Genomic DNA, 15614 nt, shown 5'->3' on the forward strand with positions numbered 1-15614 from the left:
ACGCTCGAGATCATTCATGAATTCCTACCAACGACTCTTCATCGACGGCCGCTGGGTGGCGCCCGCGCGCGGACGCAGCTTCGACACGATCGACCCGAGCGACGAAACGGTGATCGCGCCGGTCGCGGCCGGCACGGCCGAAGACATCGGGCTCGCCGTCGCCGCGGCGCGCCGCGCATTCGACGAGGGCCCGTGGCCGCGCATGACCGGCGCCGAGCGCGCCGTCGTGCTGCGCGCGATCGCGCAACACATCCGCGACCGGCTGCCGGAGCTGGCCGAACTCGAAGTGCGCGACAACGGCAAGCCGCTGCCCGAAGCGATGTGGGATCTCGGCGACGCCGCCGGCTGCTTCGATTTCTATGCGGGGCTGGCCGAACAGCTCGACAGCCACGTCGAAGCGCCGGTGACGCTGCCGGACTCGCGCTTCAGCTCGGTCGTCCGGAAAGAGCCGATCGGCGTCGCCGGCGCGATCATCCCGTGGAATTTCCCGCTGCTGATGGCGGCATGGAAAGTCGCGCCGGCACTCGCGGCCGGCTGCACGATGGTACTGAAGCCGTCGGAGCTGACGCCGCTGACTGCACTGGAACTCGCCCGCATCGCAGACGCGGCCGGCCTGCCGCCCGGCGTGCTGAACGTCGTGACGGGCCTCGGCGCCGACGCCGGCGCGCCGCTTGCCGAGCATCCGGGCATCGACAAGCTGGCCTTCACCGGCAGCGTGCCGACCGGCAGCCGCATCATGCAGGCGGCCGCGCGCGACATCAAGAACGTGAGCCTCGAACTGGGCGGCAAGTCGCCGTTCATCGTATTCGACGACAGCAACCTCGAAGCGGCCGTCGAATGGATCCTGTTCGGCATCTTCTGGAACCAGGGCGAGGTGTGCTCCGCGACGTCCCGCGTATTGGTACAGCGCCGGCTGTACGCGCCGCTGATCGAGCGGCTTGCGCAGGAAGCGCGCAAAATCAGGATCGGCAACGGCCGCGACGATGGCGTACTGCTCGGCCCGCTGGTCAGCCGCGGGCAGTACGACAAGGTACGCGAGGCGATCGCGCGCGGCCGCGAAGAAGGCGCACGGCTCGTGACGGGCGGCGGCCGGCCCGCGCATCTCGAACGCGGCTACTTCATTGAGCCGACCGTGTTCGCTGACGTGCCGGAAGACAGCTGGATCTGGCGAGAGGAGATTTTCGGCCCGGTCGTCTGCGTGAGGCCGTTCGACACCGAGGACGAGGCGATCCGCTCAGCCAACGATTCGCGCTTCGGCCTCGCGGCGGCGGTCATGTCGGCCGACCTGTCGCGCTGCGACCGTGTCGCTCGCGCGCTGCGCGCGGGCATCGTGTGGATCAACTGCTCGCAGCCGACCTTCACGGAAGCGCCGTGGGGCGGCTACAAGCAGAGCGGGATCGGGCGCGAGCTCGGCGAGTGGGGCCTCAACAATTACCTCGAAATCAAGCAGATCACGCGCTACGACAGCGACACGCCGTGGGGCTGGTACATCAAGTAAGGTGAAGCGATCATGCGCTGGAAGAAAACGCTGCAACTCGTCGACGTGCATTGCGAAGGCGAGATCGGCAAGGTCATCACGGGCGGGGTGCTCGACATTCCGGGCCAGACCATGCTCGAGAAGATGAACTACCTGAACGAGACCGACGACAGCCTGCGGCGCCTTGTCGTGCTCGAACCGCGCGGCTGCCTGCAGATGTCGGTGAACCTGCTGCTGCCGCCGACGCGACCCGAAGCGCATGCCGGATTCATCGTGCTGCAGGCCGACAAGGCCCATCCGATGTCGGGCAGTAACTGCATCTGCGTCGTTACCGCGCTGCTCGAACTCGGCATGGTGCCGATGCAGGAACCTGAAACCACCGTCGTACTCGACACGCCGGCCGGGCTCGTCACTGCGCGAGCCACCTGCCGCGACGGCCGCTGCGTGGGCGTCTCGCTCGACATGGTGCCGTCGTTCGTCGAACAGCTCGACGTCGACGTGCACACGCCGGAATTCGGCACGCTCCCGGTCGATATTGCGTTCGGCGGCGTGTACTACGCGCTTGTCGATGTCGACCGAATCGGGCTCTCGATCGCGCCGGACAACGCGCGGCAACTCGCGACGCACGGCGTGCGACTCAGGGAGATCATCAACCGCCAGGTGAGCGTGCAGCATCCGCTGTACCCCGAGATCAACGAGGTCGCGTACGTGATGTTCCGCCACCGCGTCGACGACACCGTCTACCAGACCTGCACGACCCTACCGCCCGGCCGCGTCGACCGCTCGCCGTGCGGCACCGGCAGCTCGGCCAACCTCGCGACGCTGGCCGCGCGCGGGCGCGTGCACGTGGGCGACTGCCTGACCTCGCGTTCGACGATCGGCGGCGAATTCCGCGTCGAGATGCTCGGCACGACCGAGGTCGGCGGCCGGCCGGCCGTGCTGCCGCGCGTCACCGGCCGCGCGTGGGTGTTCGGGTTCCAGCAGCTCGGCGTCGACCCGGACGATCCGCTCGCCGCGGGATTCTTGCTCAGCGATACGTGGGGCGACGGCTTCGGCTCTTCGGCGACGTCAGGCGCGTGAGGCCGCGATGCTAAACTCGCGAGCGCGCTCGGCGATCCGGGCCGATGACATGAAGGGTGGCGTGATGAGCAAAGAGGCTCCTGAATCGGAAGGTGGCGGTCGCCGGCACGGCGGGCGGTATGTGTATGAGGAATTGCGCAAACAGATCCTGACGCTCAAGCTGAAACCCGGCGTGCAGCTCGACGAAATCTCGCTGGCCGCGCAGTTCGGGCTGTCGCGCTCGCCGGTGCGCGACGCGATCGCACGGCTGAGCAGCGAAGGGCTCGTCACGATCCTGCCGAACCGGACCACGCTCGTCACGCCGTTCGAGATCGAGGAATTTCCGAAGTACATCTCGGCGCTCGACCTGATCCAGCGCGCGGTGACGCGACTCGCGGCCACGCAGCGCACCGATGCGGACCTCGCGAAAATCCGCAAGGCGGACGACGTTTACATGGAGGCCGTCGCGAGCGGCGATTTCCAGGCGATGTCGGAGACCAACAAGGCGCTCCACATGGCGATCGCGCATGCCGCCAACAATCCGTATTTCGTCGGCTACTACGAACGCCTGCTCGGCGAAGGGCAGCGCCTGCTTCATCTGCATTTCGATTTCACCGTGAGTTCGCCGACGGCCGCGAAGCTCGGCCGCGACCACGACGAACTAATCGACGCGATTGCGCGCCGCGACGCAGACGCCGCCGAAAAAGCCGCGCACGAACACACGATGTTGTTCCAGAAGCGCTTCCTCGACTACATGAAGCAGAACCTCACCGAATCGATGTCGGTTCTGTAAGCGCGCCTGTCACCCCATATCGCGCATCAACTCCGCGAGCCGCTCGCGCAGCCACCGGTTCGCCTGATCCTGATCCGCGCTGCGATGCCAGTAGCAGAAGTATTCGAGGCCCGGCATCTCGAACGGCAGTTCGAGAATGCGCGCCGGATAGCGCTGCAGCAGCCGCAGCGGCGCGGTCAGCGCGAGATCGCCGCGCATCGCGATCAGCGGCGCGACCATGTAGTGCTGCACACGCATCTGGATGTTCCGGCGCAGCCCGAGCCGCGTCAGCTCCGCATCGACGTGCCCGCTGCCCTTGCGGCGGCTCGACACGTGGATGTGCCCCATCGCGAGATAGTCGTCCATCGTCAGCGTGTCGCCCTTGAACGGATGACCGTCGCGGATCATGCACGCATAGCGGTCGCGCACGAGCGGCGCCTGATGCAGATGCGGATCGCCGAGCAGCGGCGCGTCGATCGCGATGTCGACGGTGCCGTTCGCGAGCGCCGTCGCGATTTCGCGGCGATCCATCGTATAGCTGCGCACGTGCATGCCGGGCGCCTGCCGCTGCAGCAGTTCGCCGAGCGCGGGCAGCAGCAGCGCTTCGGTCAGATCGCTCATGCTCAGCCGGAACACGCGCTCCGACGACGCCGGATCGAACACGTCGCCTTCATGCACGCTCGAATCGAGCAGCTGCAACGCCTCGCGCACGCGCCCGACGATGTTCTCCGCGAACGGCGTCGGCATCATTCCGGCCGGCGTGCTGACGAACAGCGGATCGTTCAGCGTCTTGCGCATGCGCGCGAGCGCATTGCTGACGGCAGGCTGCGTGAGGTTCAGCAGTTCGGCCGCACGCGTCAGGTTGCGCTTGTTGTAGATCGCGTCGAATACGACGAACAGGTTCAGATCAATCTTCGATAGGCGCATCGCGAAGCCTCCTCGCCGGCATCTTACGGCGCGCGCCGCCCGTTCGTCCATGTTCGCTCCCGCGGCGGCGCCGACGTGCGCGGCACCGCCTGCAACGCTCAGCCGCGCGGCGGCGGCGTCAGGTACGGCGCGCTCGCGCCGGGCACCGCCTGCTTGATCTCCATCCGCGCGATCGACTGCAGGTGCACTTCGTCCGGACCGTCCGCGAAGCGCAGCGCTCGGCCCCACGTCCAGTGATCGGCGAGCGGCGTGTCGGGGCTCAGCCCGGCCGCGCCGAACAGCTGCATCGCGCGGTCGCACACGTTCGTATGGACGGTCGGCACGAGCGCCTTGATCATCGAGATCTCCTTGCGCGCGGCCTTCGCGCCGACCTTGTCGATCATCCACGCGGCCTTCAGCACGAGCAGCCGCGCCTGATCGATCTCGATGCGCGAACGCGCGATCCACTCGCCGACCGTGCCGTGCCGGTTCAGCGGCTTGCCGAACGCTTCGCGCGCCTGCGCGCGGTCGATCATCAGTTCGAGCGCGAGCTCGGCCGCGCCGATCGAGCGCATGCAGTGATGGATGCGACCCGGCCCGAGCCGCGCCTGCGCGAGCGCGAAGCCGCTGCCCTCTTCGCCGAGCAGGTTGCGCGCGGGCACGCGCACGTCGTCGAACGTGATCTCGCAATGCCCTTCCGGCGCGTAGTGATTGACGACCGTGATGTTGCGTACGACCGTCACGCCCGGCGTATCGCGCGGCACGAGGATCATGCTCTGCTGGCGATGCGATTCGGCCGCAGGATCGGTCTTGCCCATCACGATGAAGATCTTGCAGTTCGGATGCGCGGCGTTCGTGATGAACCACTTGCGGCCGTTGATCACGTAGTCGTCGCCGTCGCGCACGATGCGCGTCGTGATGTTCGTCGCATCGGACGACGCGACGTCGGGCTCCGTCATCGCGAACGCCGAGCGGATCTCGCCGCGCAGCAGCGGCAGCAGCCATTGCTCGCGCTGCTCGGGCGTCGCGAACATGTGCAGCAGCTCCATGTTGCCGGTGTCCGGCGCATTGCAGTTGAACACCTCGGACGCCCAGCCGACGCGCCCCATGATTTCCGCGAGCGGCGCGTACTCGAGGTTCGTCAGGCGCGTGCCCGGTTCGTCGTCCTTCAGATGCGGCAGGAACAGGTTCCACAGCCCTTCGGCCTTCGCGCGCGCCTTCAGGTCTTCCATGAACGACACCGGATACTGCCCCGCATGCACTTCGTCGTGCCATTGACGAATGCGCGGCACGATGTGCGCGTCCATGAATGCGCGCACGCGTTCGCGCAGTTCTTCCACTTTCGGGGTGTAGCCAAAGTCCATGATCGACTCCTCGAGATTCCGTGTTGCGTTCGGTTCAGAAGGCCGAGACACCGCCGTCGACGGCGACGGCCTGCCCGGTCAGATAGGTGTTTTCCTTCGCACACAGCGACAGCATCGTCGCGACGATTTCTTCGGGCCGGCCGAGCCGCTTCATCGGCGAGCCCTGTGCGAGAAAGTCCTGCCGGTCGCCGATATCGCTGTCGGTGACCATCGGCGTCGTGCTGTAGAACGGGCAGATCGCGTTCACGCGGATCCCGTGCCGCGCATATTCGATCGCGGCCGTTTTCGTCAGGCCGATCACCGCGTGCTTCGACGCCGCGTAGGCGGCGAGCTTCGGCGCGCCGCCGAGCCCGGCCATCGACGCGACGTTCAGGATCACGCCTTCGCGCTGCGCGAGCATCTGCCGGATCTGGTGCTTCATCCCGAAGAACACGCCTTTCGCGTTGACCGCGAAGCTCAGGTCGAGATCGGCTTCGTCGGTGTCGATCAGCGCCTGCATCGGCGGCGCGATGCCGGCGTTGTTCACGCCGACGTCGAGCCGCCCGCAGCGGGCGACCGACGCTTGCACGAGCGCGGCGACGTCGGCTTCGATGCGCACGTCGCAGCGCTGCGCGATCACGTCCGCGCCGCCCGCGCGCAGCGGCGCGGCCACGCGCTCGAGCGCGTCCGCGTTCAGATCGCCGAGCGCGAGCCGCGCGCCCATCGCGGCCAGTTCGCTCGCAAGCCGCGCGCCGAAACCGCTCGCGGCGCCGGTGATCATCACCGCCTGGCCGGCATAGCTGTCGATCTTCATCGCGCGCTCAGATCGTCAGCCCGCCGTCGACGACGATGCACTCGCCGTTCGTATAGCTCGCCGCGTCGGACACCAGATACAGCACGGTGCCCGCCATTTCGCGCGGCTCCGCGTGGCGGCGCAGCGGGATCTTCGCTTTCCACGTCTCGTAGATGTCCTTGTCCTCGAACAGCGCGCCGGCGAACTTCGTTTTCGTCAGCCCCGGCAGCAGCGCGTTGACGCGGATGCCGAACGGCCCGCATTCCTTCGCGAACGCCTTCGTCATGTTGACGACCGCGGCCTTCGTGATCGAGTAGATGCCCTGCCGGTCGCCCGGCTGCAGTGCGTTCACCGACGCCGTGTTGACGATCGCACCGCCGCCCTGCGCCTTCATCATCTTGCCGGCCTCGACCGACATGAAGAAGTAGCCGCGGACGTTCACGTCGACCGTCTTCTCGTATGCGGCGAGATCGGTATCGAGGATGTGCCCGAAATACGGGTTCGCCGCGGCGTTGTTCACGAGGATGTCGAGACGGCCGTGCTTGTTGCGGATCTGCTCGAACGTCGCGGCGATGTCCTCCATCCGTCCGACGTGACACGCGAGCGCCTCCGCACGGCCGCCCGCCGCGACGATCGCGTCGGCCACCGCCCGACAGTCGTCGAGCTTGCGGCTCGATACGATCACGTGCGCGCCCTGCTGCGCGAGCAGCTTCGCGATTTCCTCACCGATGCCGCGGCTTGCGCCGGTCACCAGCGCGATCTTGCCGGTCAGGTCGAACAGGTTCGTTGCCATGTCTTTTGCTCCTCCATTGAATGTCGTCAGGTCGTTGCGCGGCTCAGCGATGCGCGTCGATCACGCGGACCGCCTGTTCCGCGAGCCGCCCCGCCATCGCCCCGACGCGCAGCGCCTGCTCGTTCGACGCGTTGCCCTGCAGCGCGCGCGCCTTCACGCCCTGCGCGATGGCCGCGAGCCGGAAGAAGCTGAACGCCAGATAGAAGTGCCAGTCGCGGATCGGCTCGATACCGCGCAGCGCGCAGTAGCGCGCGACGATCTGCGCTTCGTCCGGCACGCCGAGCGCCGCGCGGTCCTGGCCCGCGAGCCCCGGAATATGGCCGTCCGCCGGCAGACGCAGGCACATGCAGAAATACGCGAGATCGGCGAGCGGATTGCCGAGCGTCGACAGTTCCCAATCGAGCACGGCCTTCACGCGATAGTCGTCGCGCTCGAACATCAGGTTGTCGAGCCGGAAATCGCCGTGGACGAGCGCAGGGCGGCCGGTATCGTCCGGGCACGCGCGCGGCAGCCAGTCGATCAGCGTCTCCATCGCGTCGAGGCGCTCCGTTTCCGCCGCGCGATACTGCTTCGTCCACACGCCGATCTGGCGTTCGAAATAGTTGCCGGGGCGGCCGTAGTCGCCGAGGCCGACCGCGTCGACGTCGACGTCGTGCAGCGCGGCCATCGTCCGCAGCACCGCGTCGTAGCAGGTCGCGCGATCGGCCTGCGGCAGTTCCGGCAGCGCCGGATTCCAGAAGATGCGGCCGTCCTCGTAGCTCATCACGTAGAACAGGCTGCCGATCACGTCGCGGTCCTCGCACAGGTGATACGGCCGCGCGACCGGCACCGCGGTACGCGACAGCGCGCTCAGCACGCGGAACTCGCGGTCGACCGCGTGCGCGGACTTCAGCAGTTCGCCCGGCGGCTGCCGGCGCAGCACGTAGCGGCCGCTCTTCGCGGTCAGCAGAAAGGTCGGGTTCGACTGGCCGCCGGCAAACTTCTCCGCTTCGACTGGCCCTTCGAAGCCCGGCACATGCTGTTCGAGATAACGCGCAAGGCGGCCAACGTCGAGTTGCTGGGTGGTGTTCGTCATCGTCGCGATCGTTCGTGAGTGCGTGTTCGGATCAGCCGTAGGTCCGGAACGACTGTCGCTCCGGGTCCTCCAGATGCGGGATCCCGTTGAACGACGCCAGATGGAACGCTTCGGCGTTGAAGAAAAACTGCGAAAGACTGCTGTTGCGGATCTGCAGGTTCAGCGCGATCGCGCTCGCGGGCGGCGCCGCCAGCACCTGCTGGATCGTGACCGCGATCGGCCCGCCCGAACTGACCGCGAGCACGCGCTTGCCGCCCGACTGCCGGATCGCCGCGCGCGCATCGGCCACGCGTTGCTGGAAGTGCGCCCAGCTTTCCGGCGCCGCCGGGCCGAGCCGGTCTTCCGTCCACAGCTGCAGCACCTGCTTCAGCGCGCGGAAATGCTCGTGCATCGAGCCGGCCGCCAGCCGCGCGATCTCCGGGTAGTCGCTGGCCGCCGCCGCGAACAGGCCGTGGAAGTCGTACTCGTTCAGGCCCGGATGGCGCTCGACCGGCACGTCGTCGCGCCCCATGCCGCGCAGGATCGCGTCGACCGTCTGCACATGCCGCGTCATCGTCCCGCAGATCACGCGGTCGAACGGCGCATGCGCGCGCGCGAAGTATTCGCCGAGCCATACGCCCTGCTGCACGCCGACGTCGGACAGCCTGTCGTAGTCGTCGGTGCCGAACGACGCCTGCCCGTGCCGCACCAGATACAGTTCCGCCATCGCATGCCCGCCGGATCGAAATGGAAGGCCCAGCATAGCGAGCCGGTCTGCATTTTTGAAATTTATTTTCTGAATCGACGACTATTCATCTCATGAATTCAGCGCAGGCATGCGGCGACCGGTGCGCGCGCGAGTCGGCGTCGCGGCACAGGAATTGCGGCGTCGGAAACCGTTATTTCGAACTCGTCCAGGAGGGGTGCAATGCTCGGTACCATCGTTATCGTGATACTGATTCTGCTGCTCATCGGCGCATTTCCGACGTGGCCGCATAGCCGAAGCTGGGGCTATTGGCCATCGGGCACGCTCGGGCTGATCGTCATCATCGTCGTGGTGCTGGTGCTGCTCGGTCGGATATGACGCCCGGCAGCGCGCTGCGGTCGTGCGCGCCTGCGCGCGACGCAGACCTCGCCATGGATTCTTTACACGACGCAGCCGGATAGGGAAACGGCGCGGATCGCGAGACCGACGCACATACGCGTCGGTCTCGCGTTTTTTTGTGCGGTGCAAGCATGCGGCCGCCACGGACGGCGGCACGTATTCCCCTGCTCAACTATCGGATCGTGCCGGCTTCGGGATGAACCGGCACAGCAGCAGCGGCACGGCGACCAGCACGGCGCCCGCGACGAAGGTCGTCGACGCGCCGAAGCGCGCCCACAGCACGCCGGCGATGCTGCTCGCGACCAGCATGCATACGCCGCAGATCAGGTTGAACACGCCGAATGCGGTGCCGCGCAACGTGTCCGGCGACGTTTCGGACACCATCGCGGCGAGAATGCCCTGCGTGAACCCCATATGCAGGCCCCACAACGCAACGCCGGCGAACATGAGGACCGTCGACGTGCCGAACGCGAGCAGCAGGTCGGCGCCGATCAGCAGCGCCATGCCGACAGCCAGCAGCACGCGCCGGTCGAGTCGATCGGACAGCACGCCGACCGGCCATGCGGACAGCGAATAGGCGACGCTCATCGCGACCATCACGGCCGGTATCCAGGCGATATCGAGTGCGGTTTGCTGCGCGCGCAGCACGAGGAACGCCTCGCTGAAGCGCGCGAGCGTGAAGGTCGCGCCGACCGCGACGACGAGCCAGTACGCGCGCGGGAAATCGGCGAGTGCCCGCCAGTGCAGCGGCGAGCGGAAGCCGCGCGGCGCGGTCGCGCGCTCGGGCTCGCGTACGCCGAACACGATCAGCGCGATGGCGGCAAACGCCGGGACGACGGCAAACCACAGCACGGTGCGGATGCGGTCGCCGAACCAGAACATCAGCGCGATCGCGAGCATCGGTCCGACGAATGCGCCGACCGTATCCATCGACTGCCGCAGACCGAAACATGCGCCGCGGATCTCCGGCGGCGCGACGTCGGCCACCAGCGCGTCGCGCGGCGCGCCGCGAATCCCCTTGCCGACGCGATCGAGCAGACGTGCGGTCACGACGAGCGTGGGCGTCGTCGCGAGCGGAAACAGCGGCTTGGTCAGCGCCGCGAGACCGTAGCCGACCAGCAGCAGGCCCTTGCGCCGTCCGAGCCAGTCGCTGATCGCGCCGGAGAACACCTTGACGATCATCGCGGTCGCCTCCGCCGCGCCTTCGAGCACGCCGAGCGCCGCGACGCTCATCCCCATCGTCGACACGAGGTAGATCGGCAGCAGCGCGTGGATCAGCTCCGACGAAAGATCCATGCAGAGGCTCACGAAACCCAGCGCCCATACGGTGCGCGGAATCGCGGGTTTGGCGGCCGTCGGCGGCGAGGTCGTCATCGTTGGTCGTGGTGGTGGCGCGCGGCCGCGGTGTGCGGCCGCATGCGTGCGTGACAGCATGCCCGGCGGCTGGCGCGAACGCAATCGGACGGCTATATACGCTCGCTCGGCCGCGGTTCGAGCGCGCGCGTCAGTCCGACGCGGCGCGCGCGAGCTTCGCCTGCCGACGCGCGCGGTCGTTGACGATCCGGTGACGACGATGGTCGGTCATCTTCTTCCACTCGCGCGCTTCGTCGCGCGTGCGCAGGCAGGCTATGCAGTAGCCGGTGCGGCCGTCGAACGTGCAGACTTCGACGCAAGGCGATCGGACTGCCATCCTCATTGCCCCGCCGCGGCCGGCAGCACTTCGACGGTCACGTGCGACAGGCCGCCGATGTGCCGCAGCAGGCCGTGATAGAAGCGCGCATCGCGCGTCGGATCGTCGGTCGTCACGGAGACGATCGCGCTCATGTGACCAGGCCCCACACGCCATACGTGCAGATCGGCGACCGTATCGCCATCGTGCTCGAGCGCGTGCCGCACGCGTTCCGTCAAGCGGCGGTCGGCATTCATGTCGAGCAGGACGCCGCCGGTGTCGCGCATCAGCCCGTACGACCAGTTCGCGATCACGAGCGCGCCCACGATGCCGGCGAGCGGGTCCATCCAGATCCAGCCGAATGCGCGCGCGAGCAGCAGCCCGACGATCGTCAACAGCGAAACGGCGGCGTCGGCGATCACGTGGATGTAGGCGGAGCGCAGATTGTGGTCGCGTGTCGCGGCGACGGAGGGCGTGTGGGCGTCGTGCGCGTGCGCGTGCGCGTGCTCGTGTTCGTGTTCGTGGTGGTGTTCGTGGTGGTGATGACCGTGATGATCGTGCCCGTGATGATGATCGCCGCTCAACAACCACGCGCTCACGATATTGACGATCAGCCCGACCACCGCGATCGGAATCGCCTCGCCGAAATGGATCGGCACCGGCGACAGCAGGCGGACGACAGCCTCGTAGCCGATCAGCAGCGCGATCATCGCGAGCACGATCGCACTCGTAAAGCCAGCCAGATCGCCGAGCTTGCCGGTGCCGAACACGAAGCGCGGATCGCGCGCGTGCCGGCGCGCGTAGGTGTACGCGAGCGCGGCGATCAGCATCGCGCCCGCGTGCGTCGACATGTGCAGCCCGTCGGCGACGAGCGCGAGCGAGCCGAACAGCGACCCGCCGACGATCTCCGCCACCATCATCGCCGCGCACAGCGCGATGACGGCCCATGTCCTGCGCTCGTTCCGCTCGTGCGCGGCGCCGAGAAAGATGTGATCGTGACCCGCGCCGAACGCGGCATTTCTGAAATCGCTCACCCGGCCCCCGATCACTTGAAGTAGCTTCGGACGACCGCGACAAGCTGCTCGGTCGCGCCGCCTTCGTCCGCGTGCGTATCGTCCGCGTCGACCAGATGGCTGCGGATGTGATCCTCGAGCACCACCGCCAGCAAACCGTTCATCGCGCCGCGCCCGCTCGTGATCAGCTGCAGGATTTCGCTGCAGCTGCGCTCTTCCTCGAGCGCGCGCTCGATCGCTTCCACCTGTCCCTTGATACGGCGGACACGGTTCAGCAGTTTTTGTTTTTCCTTGATCGTATGGCTCATGATGCCTTCTCGACTATACCGGGGGGGAGTATATGAGATTTGAGCCGGATAGGGGGATGGGTATGTCGCCGCGTCGGCGATTTCGCTCAAGGGGCGGGACGCGTGTGTGGGCTCTCAGAAAAGCTGTCTTTGACCCCCTAGACAGATCACGGACTTGGACATCTTTTTTGAGAAATCGACATACCTCTCGTCTCAGAAAAGATGTCCGCAGCCTTGGAAATTCTCAGAAAAGTTGTCGTTGGGAACGTCACGGTGCTGCCGAGGCGTGCCGACGGAACTCGGCGATCAGTAGCGCTATGGACGAGCGTTTCGGCGACCAGCACTGTCAACACCGCTCATGCTATAAAAGGGCGAATAGTGTGCAAAAAGTCATACGCAATGAGCTATGATCTGGCCCTCGATTTCGACCGATTCATGGCGTCTTTGAAGGAGCCGGAGAGCGCTGCGCCGATCATCTCGGCACGACGTTTCGCTACCGCACTACACATCGACATGCAGACGCTCGCTCGACTGGCCCATGTCCATCGCAATACCATCAGTCGCCTTCCCGGGGCCGAAAGCGTGCAAAAGTATCTGCGAGACGCGTTGCGGGTCATCCGAGCTGCAACCGATATCTCCGGAGACGTACGGAGCACGCTGTTTTGGTATCGCAATGAACCGCTACCGACCTTTGGCTACAAGACTGCCGAAGAGCTGATATCGGAGGGTCGCACTGAAGACCTGCTGCGTTACATTGCGTCGCTCGAGACCGGTTCGGCGGGATAAGGTCGGGTACACCCGTTGGGTCCGAAAAATAGCAGCTACTCTCATATTGGAGCCGACCTATGTTCGGCTTAAAAAAACAGGGTGCGAGGCTTATCGGCTTGGGCGTGATCCCGCGGTATGTTCCCGCCCCACCTCCCCAAATGCCCGCTTGATGAGCGGGCATTTTCTTTTTTTCGCGCCACTTAACCGTATGCTCACTCGAGAATTGTGCATTGCGAACCTACGCGCGCCACGAATGGTGGTTCGTCGACCCCATTCGGGCGTAGCGCACAATTGAGTACGTTGTGAACAGCGCCCGTATCGGGCCGGTAACCGGCATCTCCCGATCCAACCCGATCAGGGAACATCGACACCGCGATTAGGCCATCTACGTCACCCGGGTTGACGCCGGCGGCATCCAATGCACGGCGAGCAGCAACCACCACGAGATCAACGGAGCTCTCGCCGCGTGCCGCTACACGTCGTTCGACGCTACCCTAGCAAAGAAGCATCGAGCACAGGCCCGCATCCGCTTTTCAATGTCCCGCAAGCAATTTTCTAAAGTCGGCAATCCACGCACGCACCATCATCGAATAGGGTGCGGAATCTCGAGCCATCTCTTTGATCTCGCAGACGATGCGTTCGCGCAAATGATGCAGTCGAACTGAAAGCAGCTTCCTCTTCGCGACAGGAATTTTATCGTCGATCCCAATCTCGTCGGCCATCGAGCTCAATTCAATAATTATCTCCTTCAAGAAATTCAGATGACGCAACACTCGAGTCCTCTCATGAACCAGCCCAAGACGGTTTAAGCCATATACATGAATGGAGACCGCGCCTCGTTCGCTCAACCCGAGACCAGCCGCATCCTTTCCGTGCCGACCGATATCTTTCCGTTCGTCAATCTTGGCCAAAGGGAATTTATTTTCCGCCACATCGTCACCGTCCTTGGCACGTGGATAAACCAGTGCGACCGGCGTGGATCCGTTGACATGGAAACGCAGATGCTTGGAAGGGTCGTCCGAACACGGGTTCAGCAGCAACGCGCCTTCCTTGCCGATTGAATGTCCTTCTTCAGTTGCACGCTTTCCTGATATCGGAAAGCTATCGCCCTTCCCTGTGTTCACGGACTTCGACTTGCTGAATTTTCGAGCCGCAGCATCGTATTTCAGCAACTCGCTGAATATGGTGGGGGTAGCCTGCCCTCGTCTGCGATTGCAATCGATGCAGGCGGGCAGAAGGTTCTCCCAGTCAGCGGCGAGCCACCAGTAACCTGGGTGCCCGTCGTCTTCAGCAACCGCTCCTTTCGGTCGATAGTGCTCGATATCTACCGGGGCCGTCGTGGCATATGCACTCTCACAGTACGCACACTTCCCATGGAAAAGCTTCTCCAGCGCCATCCTGACGTCAGGAGACTTGTACGCTGAGAACTCGAATGCTTCTTTTTTCGGATCCGTGCTTGTCATGTGGTCCCGCACATTATCCAGTTCGGTGTTGCCATTCCTATCGGTTTTACTCAGCCCCGTCGGTACCGACACTAGACCTCGATCGACTCGTCTCAATTCAGATTCCCTCCAACGCATCGAGGATGAGCTTCTTTGACTTCTCCCTTAACTGCCCGAGCCTTTCGTTGGTGACTGAACGCCGCTTCGCTAAATACTCCGCGACAGCTTCCTGGACCAAGCGTTGCGCCTCGGAAGAACCGATCGGCAACGATTCTGCGATTTCCCTCTCAAACTTCTTGATGGTGTCCGTTTCCTCTGATGTAAGCTTATCGTTTGCGGAGCGCCTCGCAAGAAGATCGGATATACGTGCCATCGCCTCCTCCACCTCCGGTTGATCCGTACTGAGCAAACCGAAGAAATCCGCCGTCAACAGTTGCTCGATCGTCAACTGATTCACCTTCGGGAGATCCGCCCTGAACTCAACCTTGATGGCGATTCCCCTACCGGGTGTTTGCTCGATGACGCGACGCATGACTACAATCTCTTCGTCTTCCATACCTCGAAGACATAGAGGATCGTGGCTCGTCACGATGAAAGTCATCTGGGGTAGCGCATTACGCAAACCTCGCATGATCTGCATTTTCCATCGAGGATGCAGGTGAGCTTCAACCTCATCGATCAGCACAATTCCAGTCGCGGAATCGAGGCTGACATCGGATCGACCCCGCTTCTGTCCAGTCAGAATATTGCGAAATATATCGCATGTCATTGCAAGAACCGAACGAAATCCGGAGGACACCAACCCTAACGGCGTTTTAATTTCCCGATTACCACTTTCGTCATTCAGGATAGAGACAACATAACATCGCTTCTCTACTTGATCACGTTCGACGTGATCGAAATTCCCCTCGACGCTGATGATTTCTCGAAGCGCACGAATGACCATATCGAATTCTGGCGATGACAAACCTAAGAGCCAGTCCTCCGGGTTCGGCAATATGGCGTCCTGATTGAAGAGCGTGGCGATAGGAGACGGAAGCTGACTCTGCGCTCTCACGTCGACGAATTGGCGAAATGCTCCATATGCGGATTTCGGCGATGGTGATCAATCGTTTCGGCGAACGTGATCAGTC

The 15614-nt window shown here is 64.5% G+C and carries 17 protein-coding genes; 5 read left to right on the plus strand and 12 right to left on the minus strand.

What is annotated here, in order from left to right; translation table 11 throughout:
- Positions 1–16: 16 nt before the first annotated feature.
- The 3 genes from ACSHSS_RS25205 to ACSHSS_RS25215 all read left to right on the plus strand — a co-directional run bounded on the left by ACSHSS_RS25205 (position 17) and on the right by ACSHSS_RS25215 (position 3329).
- Positions 17–1498 (plus strand): aldehyde dehydrogenase family protein, encoded by a 1482-nt coding sequence (locus ACSHSS_RS25205; RefSeq protein WP_261532389.1) that lies wholly within the window; start codon positions 17–19, stop codon positions 1496–1498.
- Positions 1499–1510: 12 nt separating this feature from the next.
- On the plus strand, positions 1511–2557 hold the full coding sequence (locus tag ACSHSS_RS25210; RefSeq protein ID WP_048804179.1) for a proline racemase family protein: 1047 nt from the start codon (positions 1511–1513) through the stop codon (positions 2555–2557).
- Between the two features lie 64 nt (positions 2558–2621).
- Positions 2622–3329 (plus strand): GntR family transcriptional regulator, encoded by a 708-nt coding sequence (locus ACSHSS_RS25215; RefSeq protein WP_012217747.1) that lies wholly within the window; start codon positions 2622–2624, stop codon positions 3327–3329.
- Positions 3330–3338: 9 nt separating this feature from the next.
- Here the strand turns inward: ACSHSS_RS25215 and ACSHSS_RS25220 are convergent, their stop codons facing one another.
- From ACSHSS_RS25220 to ACSHSS_RS25245, 6 genes are all read right to left on the minus strand, one after another.
- Entirely contained in the window at positions 3339–4235 is an 897-nt protein-coding gene (locus tag ACSHSS_RS25220) for a LysR family transcriptional regulator (protein WP_012467758.1), read from the minus strand.
- 98 nt (positions 4236–4333) lie between these two features.
- Positions 4334–5578, minus strand: coding sequence for an acyl-CoA dehydrogenase family protein (locus ACSHSS_RS25225; protein ID WP_261536960.1), 1245 nt, complete (start codon positions 5576–5578; stop codon positions 4334–4336).
- 34 nt (positions 5579–5612) lie between these two features.
- Entirely contained in the window at positions 5613–6371 is a 759-nt protein-coding gene (locus ACSHSS_RS25230; RefSeq protein ID WP_060040074.1) for an SDR family NAD(P)-dependent oxidoreductase, read from the minus strand.
- A 7-nt stretch (positions 6372–6378) separates the two neighbouring features.
- Positions 6379–7143, minus strand: coding sequence for an SDR family oxidoreductase (locus ACSHSS_RS25235; protein WP_006404547.1), 765 nt, complete (start codon positions 7141–7143; stop codon positions 6379–6381).
- 43 nt (positions 7144–7186) lie between these two features.
- On the minus strand, positions 7187–8218 hold the full coding sequence (locus ACSHSS_RS25240) for a phosphotransferase (protein ID WP_035953557.1): 1032 nt from the start codon (positions 8216–8218) through the stop codon (positions 7187–7189).
- 31 nt (positions 8219–8249) lie between these two features.
- Entirely contained in the window at positions 8250–8924 is a 675-nt protein-coding gene (locus ACSHSS_RS25245; RefSeq protein WP_177322036.1) for a histidine phosphatase family protein, read from the minus strand.
- Between the two features lie 201 nt (positions 8925–9125).
- Between ACSHSS_RS25245 and ACSHSS_RS25250 the strand changes: the two genes are divergently transcribed.
- Positions 9126–9281: a DUF3309 family protein gene (locus ACSHSS_RS25250; RefSeq protein ID WP_006397610.1), complete on the plus strand. Its 156-nt coding sequence runs from the start codon at positions 9126–9128 to the stop codon at positions 9279–9281.
- Between the two features lie 189 nt (positions 9282–9470).
- Here ACSHSS_RS25250 and ACSHSS_RS25255 read toward each other — a convergent pair whose 3' ends face one another.
- The 4 genes from ACSHSS_RS25255 to ACSHSS_RS25270 form a co-directional block, all read right to left on the minus strand.
- Positions 9471–10676, minus strand: coding sequence for an MFS transporter (locus tag ACSHSS_RS25255; RefSeq protein WP_043279091.1), 1206 nt, complete (start codon positions 10674–10676; stop codon positions 9471–9473).
- Between the two features lie 130 nt (positions 10677–10806).
- Positions 10807–10998: a DUF1289 domain-containing protein gene (locus tag ACSHSS_RS25260; RefSeq protein ID WP_217083688.1), complete on the minus strand. Its 192-nt coding sequence runs from the start codon at positions 10996–10998 to the stop codon at positions 10807–10809.
- Positions 10995–12005, minus strand: coding sequence for a CDF family Co(II)/Ni(II) efflux transporter DmeF (dmeF, locus tag ACSHSS_RS25265; RefSeq protein ID WP_261532386.1), 1011 nt, complete (start codon positions 12003–12005; stop codon positions 10995–10997). The genes ACSHSS_RS25260 and dmeF overlap by 4 nt, the downstream gene beginning before the upstream one ends.
- Positions 12006–12016: 11 nt before the next feature.
- Entirely contained in the window at positions 12017–12292 is a 276-nt protein-coding gene (locus ACSHSS_RS25270) for a metal/formaldehyde-sensitive transcriptional repressor (protein ID WP_006397606.1), read from the minus strand.
- Between the two features lie 378 nt (positions 12293–12670).
- Here ACSHSS_RS25270 and ACSHSS_RS25275 point away from each other — a divergent pair, with 378 nt between their 5' ends.
- Positions 12671–13057, plus strand: coding sequence for a DUF2384 domain-containing protein (locus ACSHSS_RS25275; RefSeq protein WP_261532385.1), 387 nt, complete (start codon positions 12671–12673; stop codon positions 13055–13057).
- A gap of 515 nt (positions 13058–13572) precedes the next feature.
- Here the strand turns inward: ACSHSS_RS25275 and ACSHSS_RS25280 are convergent.
- Both ACSHSS_RS25280 and ACSHSS_RS25285 read right to left on the minus strand, forming a co-directional pair.
- A complete protein-coding gene (locus tag ACSHSS_RS25280; RefSeq protein ID WP_261532384.1) occupies positions 13573–14574 on the minus strand; it encodes a hypothetical protein in 1002 nt (333 codons plus the stop codon).
- Positions 14575–14599: 25 nt separating this feature from the next.
- Positions 14600–15538: an AAA family ATPase gene (locus tag ACSHSS_RS25285; protein WP_445545705.1), complete on the minus strand. Its 939-nt coding sequence runs from the start codon at positions 15536–15538 to the stop codon at positions 14600–14602.
- Positions 15539–15614: the final 76 nt, after the last annotated feature.

The sequence above is a fragment of the Burkholderia sp. BC1 genome (assembly GCF_052683555.1).

What these genes read in the sequence shown, in the direction of transcription:
- ACSHSS_RS25205 (WP_261532389.1), top strand. Translation starts at nt 17, where the DNA reads ATGAATTCCTACCAACGACTCTTCATCGACGGCCGCTGGGTGGCGCCC.
- ACSHSS_RS25210 (WP_048804179.1), top strand. Translation starts at nt 1,511, where the DNA reads ATGCGCTGGAAGAAAACGCTGCAACTCGTCGACGTGCATTGCGAAGGC.
- ACSHSS_RS25215 (WP_012217747.1), top strand. Translation starts at nt 2,622, where the DNA reads ATGAGCAAAGAGGCTCCTGAATCGGAAGGTGGCGGTCGCCGGCACGGC.
- ACSHSS_RS25220 (WP_012467758.1), bottom strand. Translation starts at nt 4,235, where the DNA reads ATGCGCCTATCGAAGATTGATCTGAACCTGTTCGTCGTATTCGACGCG.
- ACSHSS_RS25225 (WP_261536960.1), bottom strand. Translation starts at nt 5,578, where the DNA reads ATGGACTTTGGCTACACCCCGAAAGTGGAAGAACTGCGCGAACGCGTG.
- ACSHSS_RS25230 (WP_060040074.1), bottom strand. Translation starts at nt 6,371, where the DNA reads ATGAAGATCGACAGCTATGCCGGCCAGGCGGTGATGATCACCGGCGCC.
- ACSHSS_RS25235 (WP_006404547.1), bottom strand. Translation starts at nt 7,143, where the DNA reads ATGGCAACGAACCTGTTCGACCTGACCGGCAAGATCGCGCTGGTGACC.
- ACSHSS_RS25240 (WP_035953557.1), bottom strand. Translation starts at nt 8,218, where the DNA reads ATGACGAACACCACCCAGCAACTCGACGTTGGCCGCCTTGCGCGTTAT.
- ACSHSS_RS25245 (WP_177322036.1), bottom strand. Translation starts at nt 8,924, where the DNA reads ATGGCGGAACTGTATCTGGTGCGGCACGGGCAGGCGTCGTTCGGCACC.
- ACSHSS_RS25250 (WP_006397610.1), top strand. Translation starts at nt 9,126, where the DNA reads ATGCTCGGTACCATCGTTATCGTGATACTGATTCTGCTGCTCATCGGC.
- ACSHSS_RS25255 (WP_043279091.1), bottom strand. Translation starts at nt 10,676, where the DNA reads ATGACGACCTCGCCGCCGACGGCCGCCAAACCCGCGATTCCGCGCACC.
- ACSHSS_RS25260 (WP_217083688.1), bottom strand. Translation starts at nt 10,998, where the DNA reads ATGAGGATGGCAGTCCGATCGCCTTGCGTCGAAGTCTGCACGTTCGAC.
- ACSHSS_RS25270 (WP_006397606.1), bottom strand. Translation starts at nt 12,292, where the DNA reads ATGAGCCATACGATCAAGGAAAAACAAAAACTGCTGAACCGTGTCCGC.
- ACSHSS_RS25275 (WP_261532385.1), top strand. Translation starts at nt 12,671, where the DNA reads ATGAGCTATGATCTGGCCCTCGATTTCGACCGATTCATGGCGTCTTTG.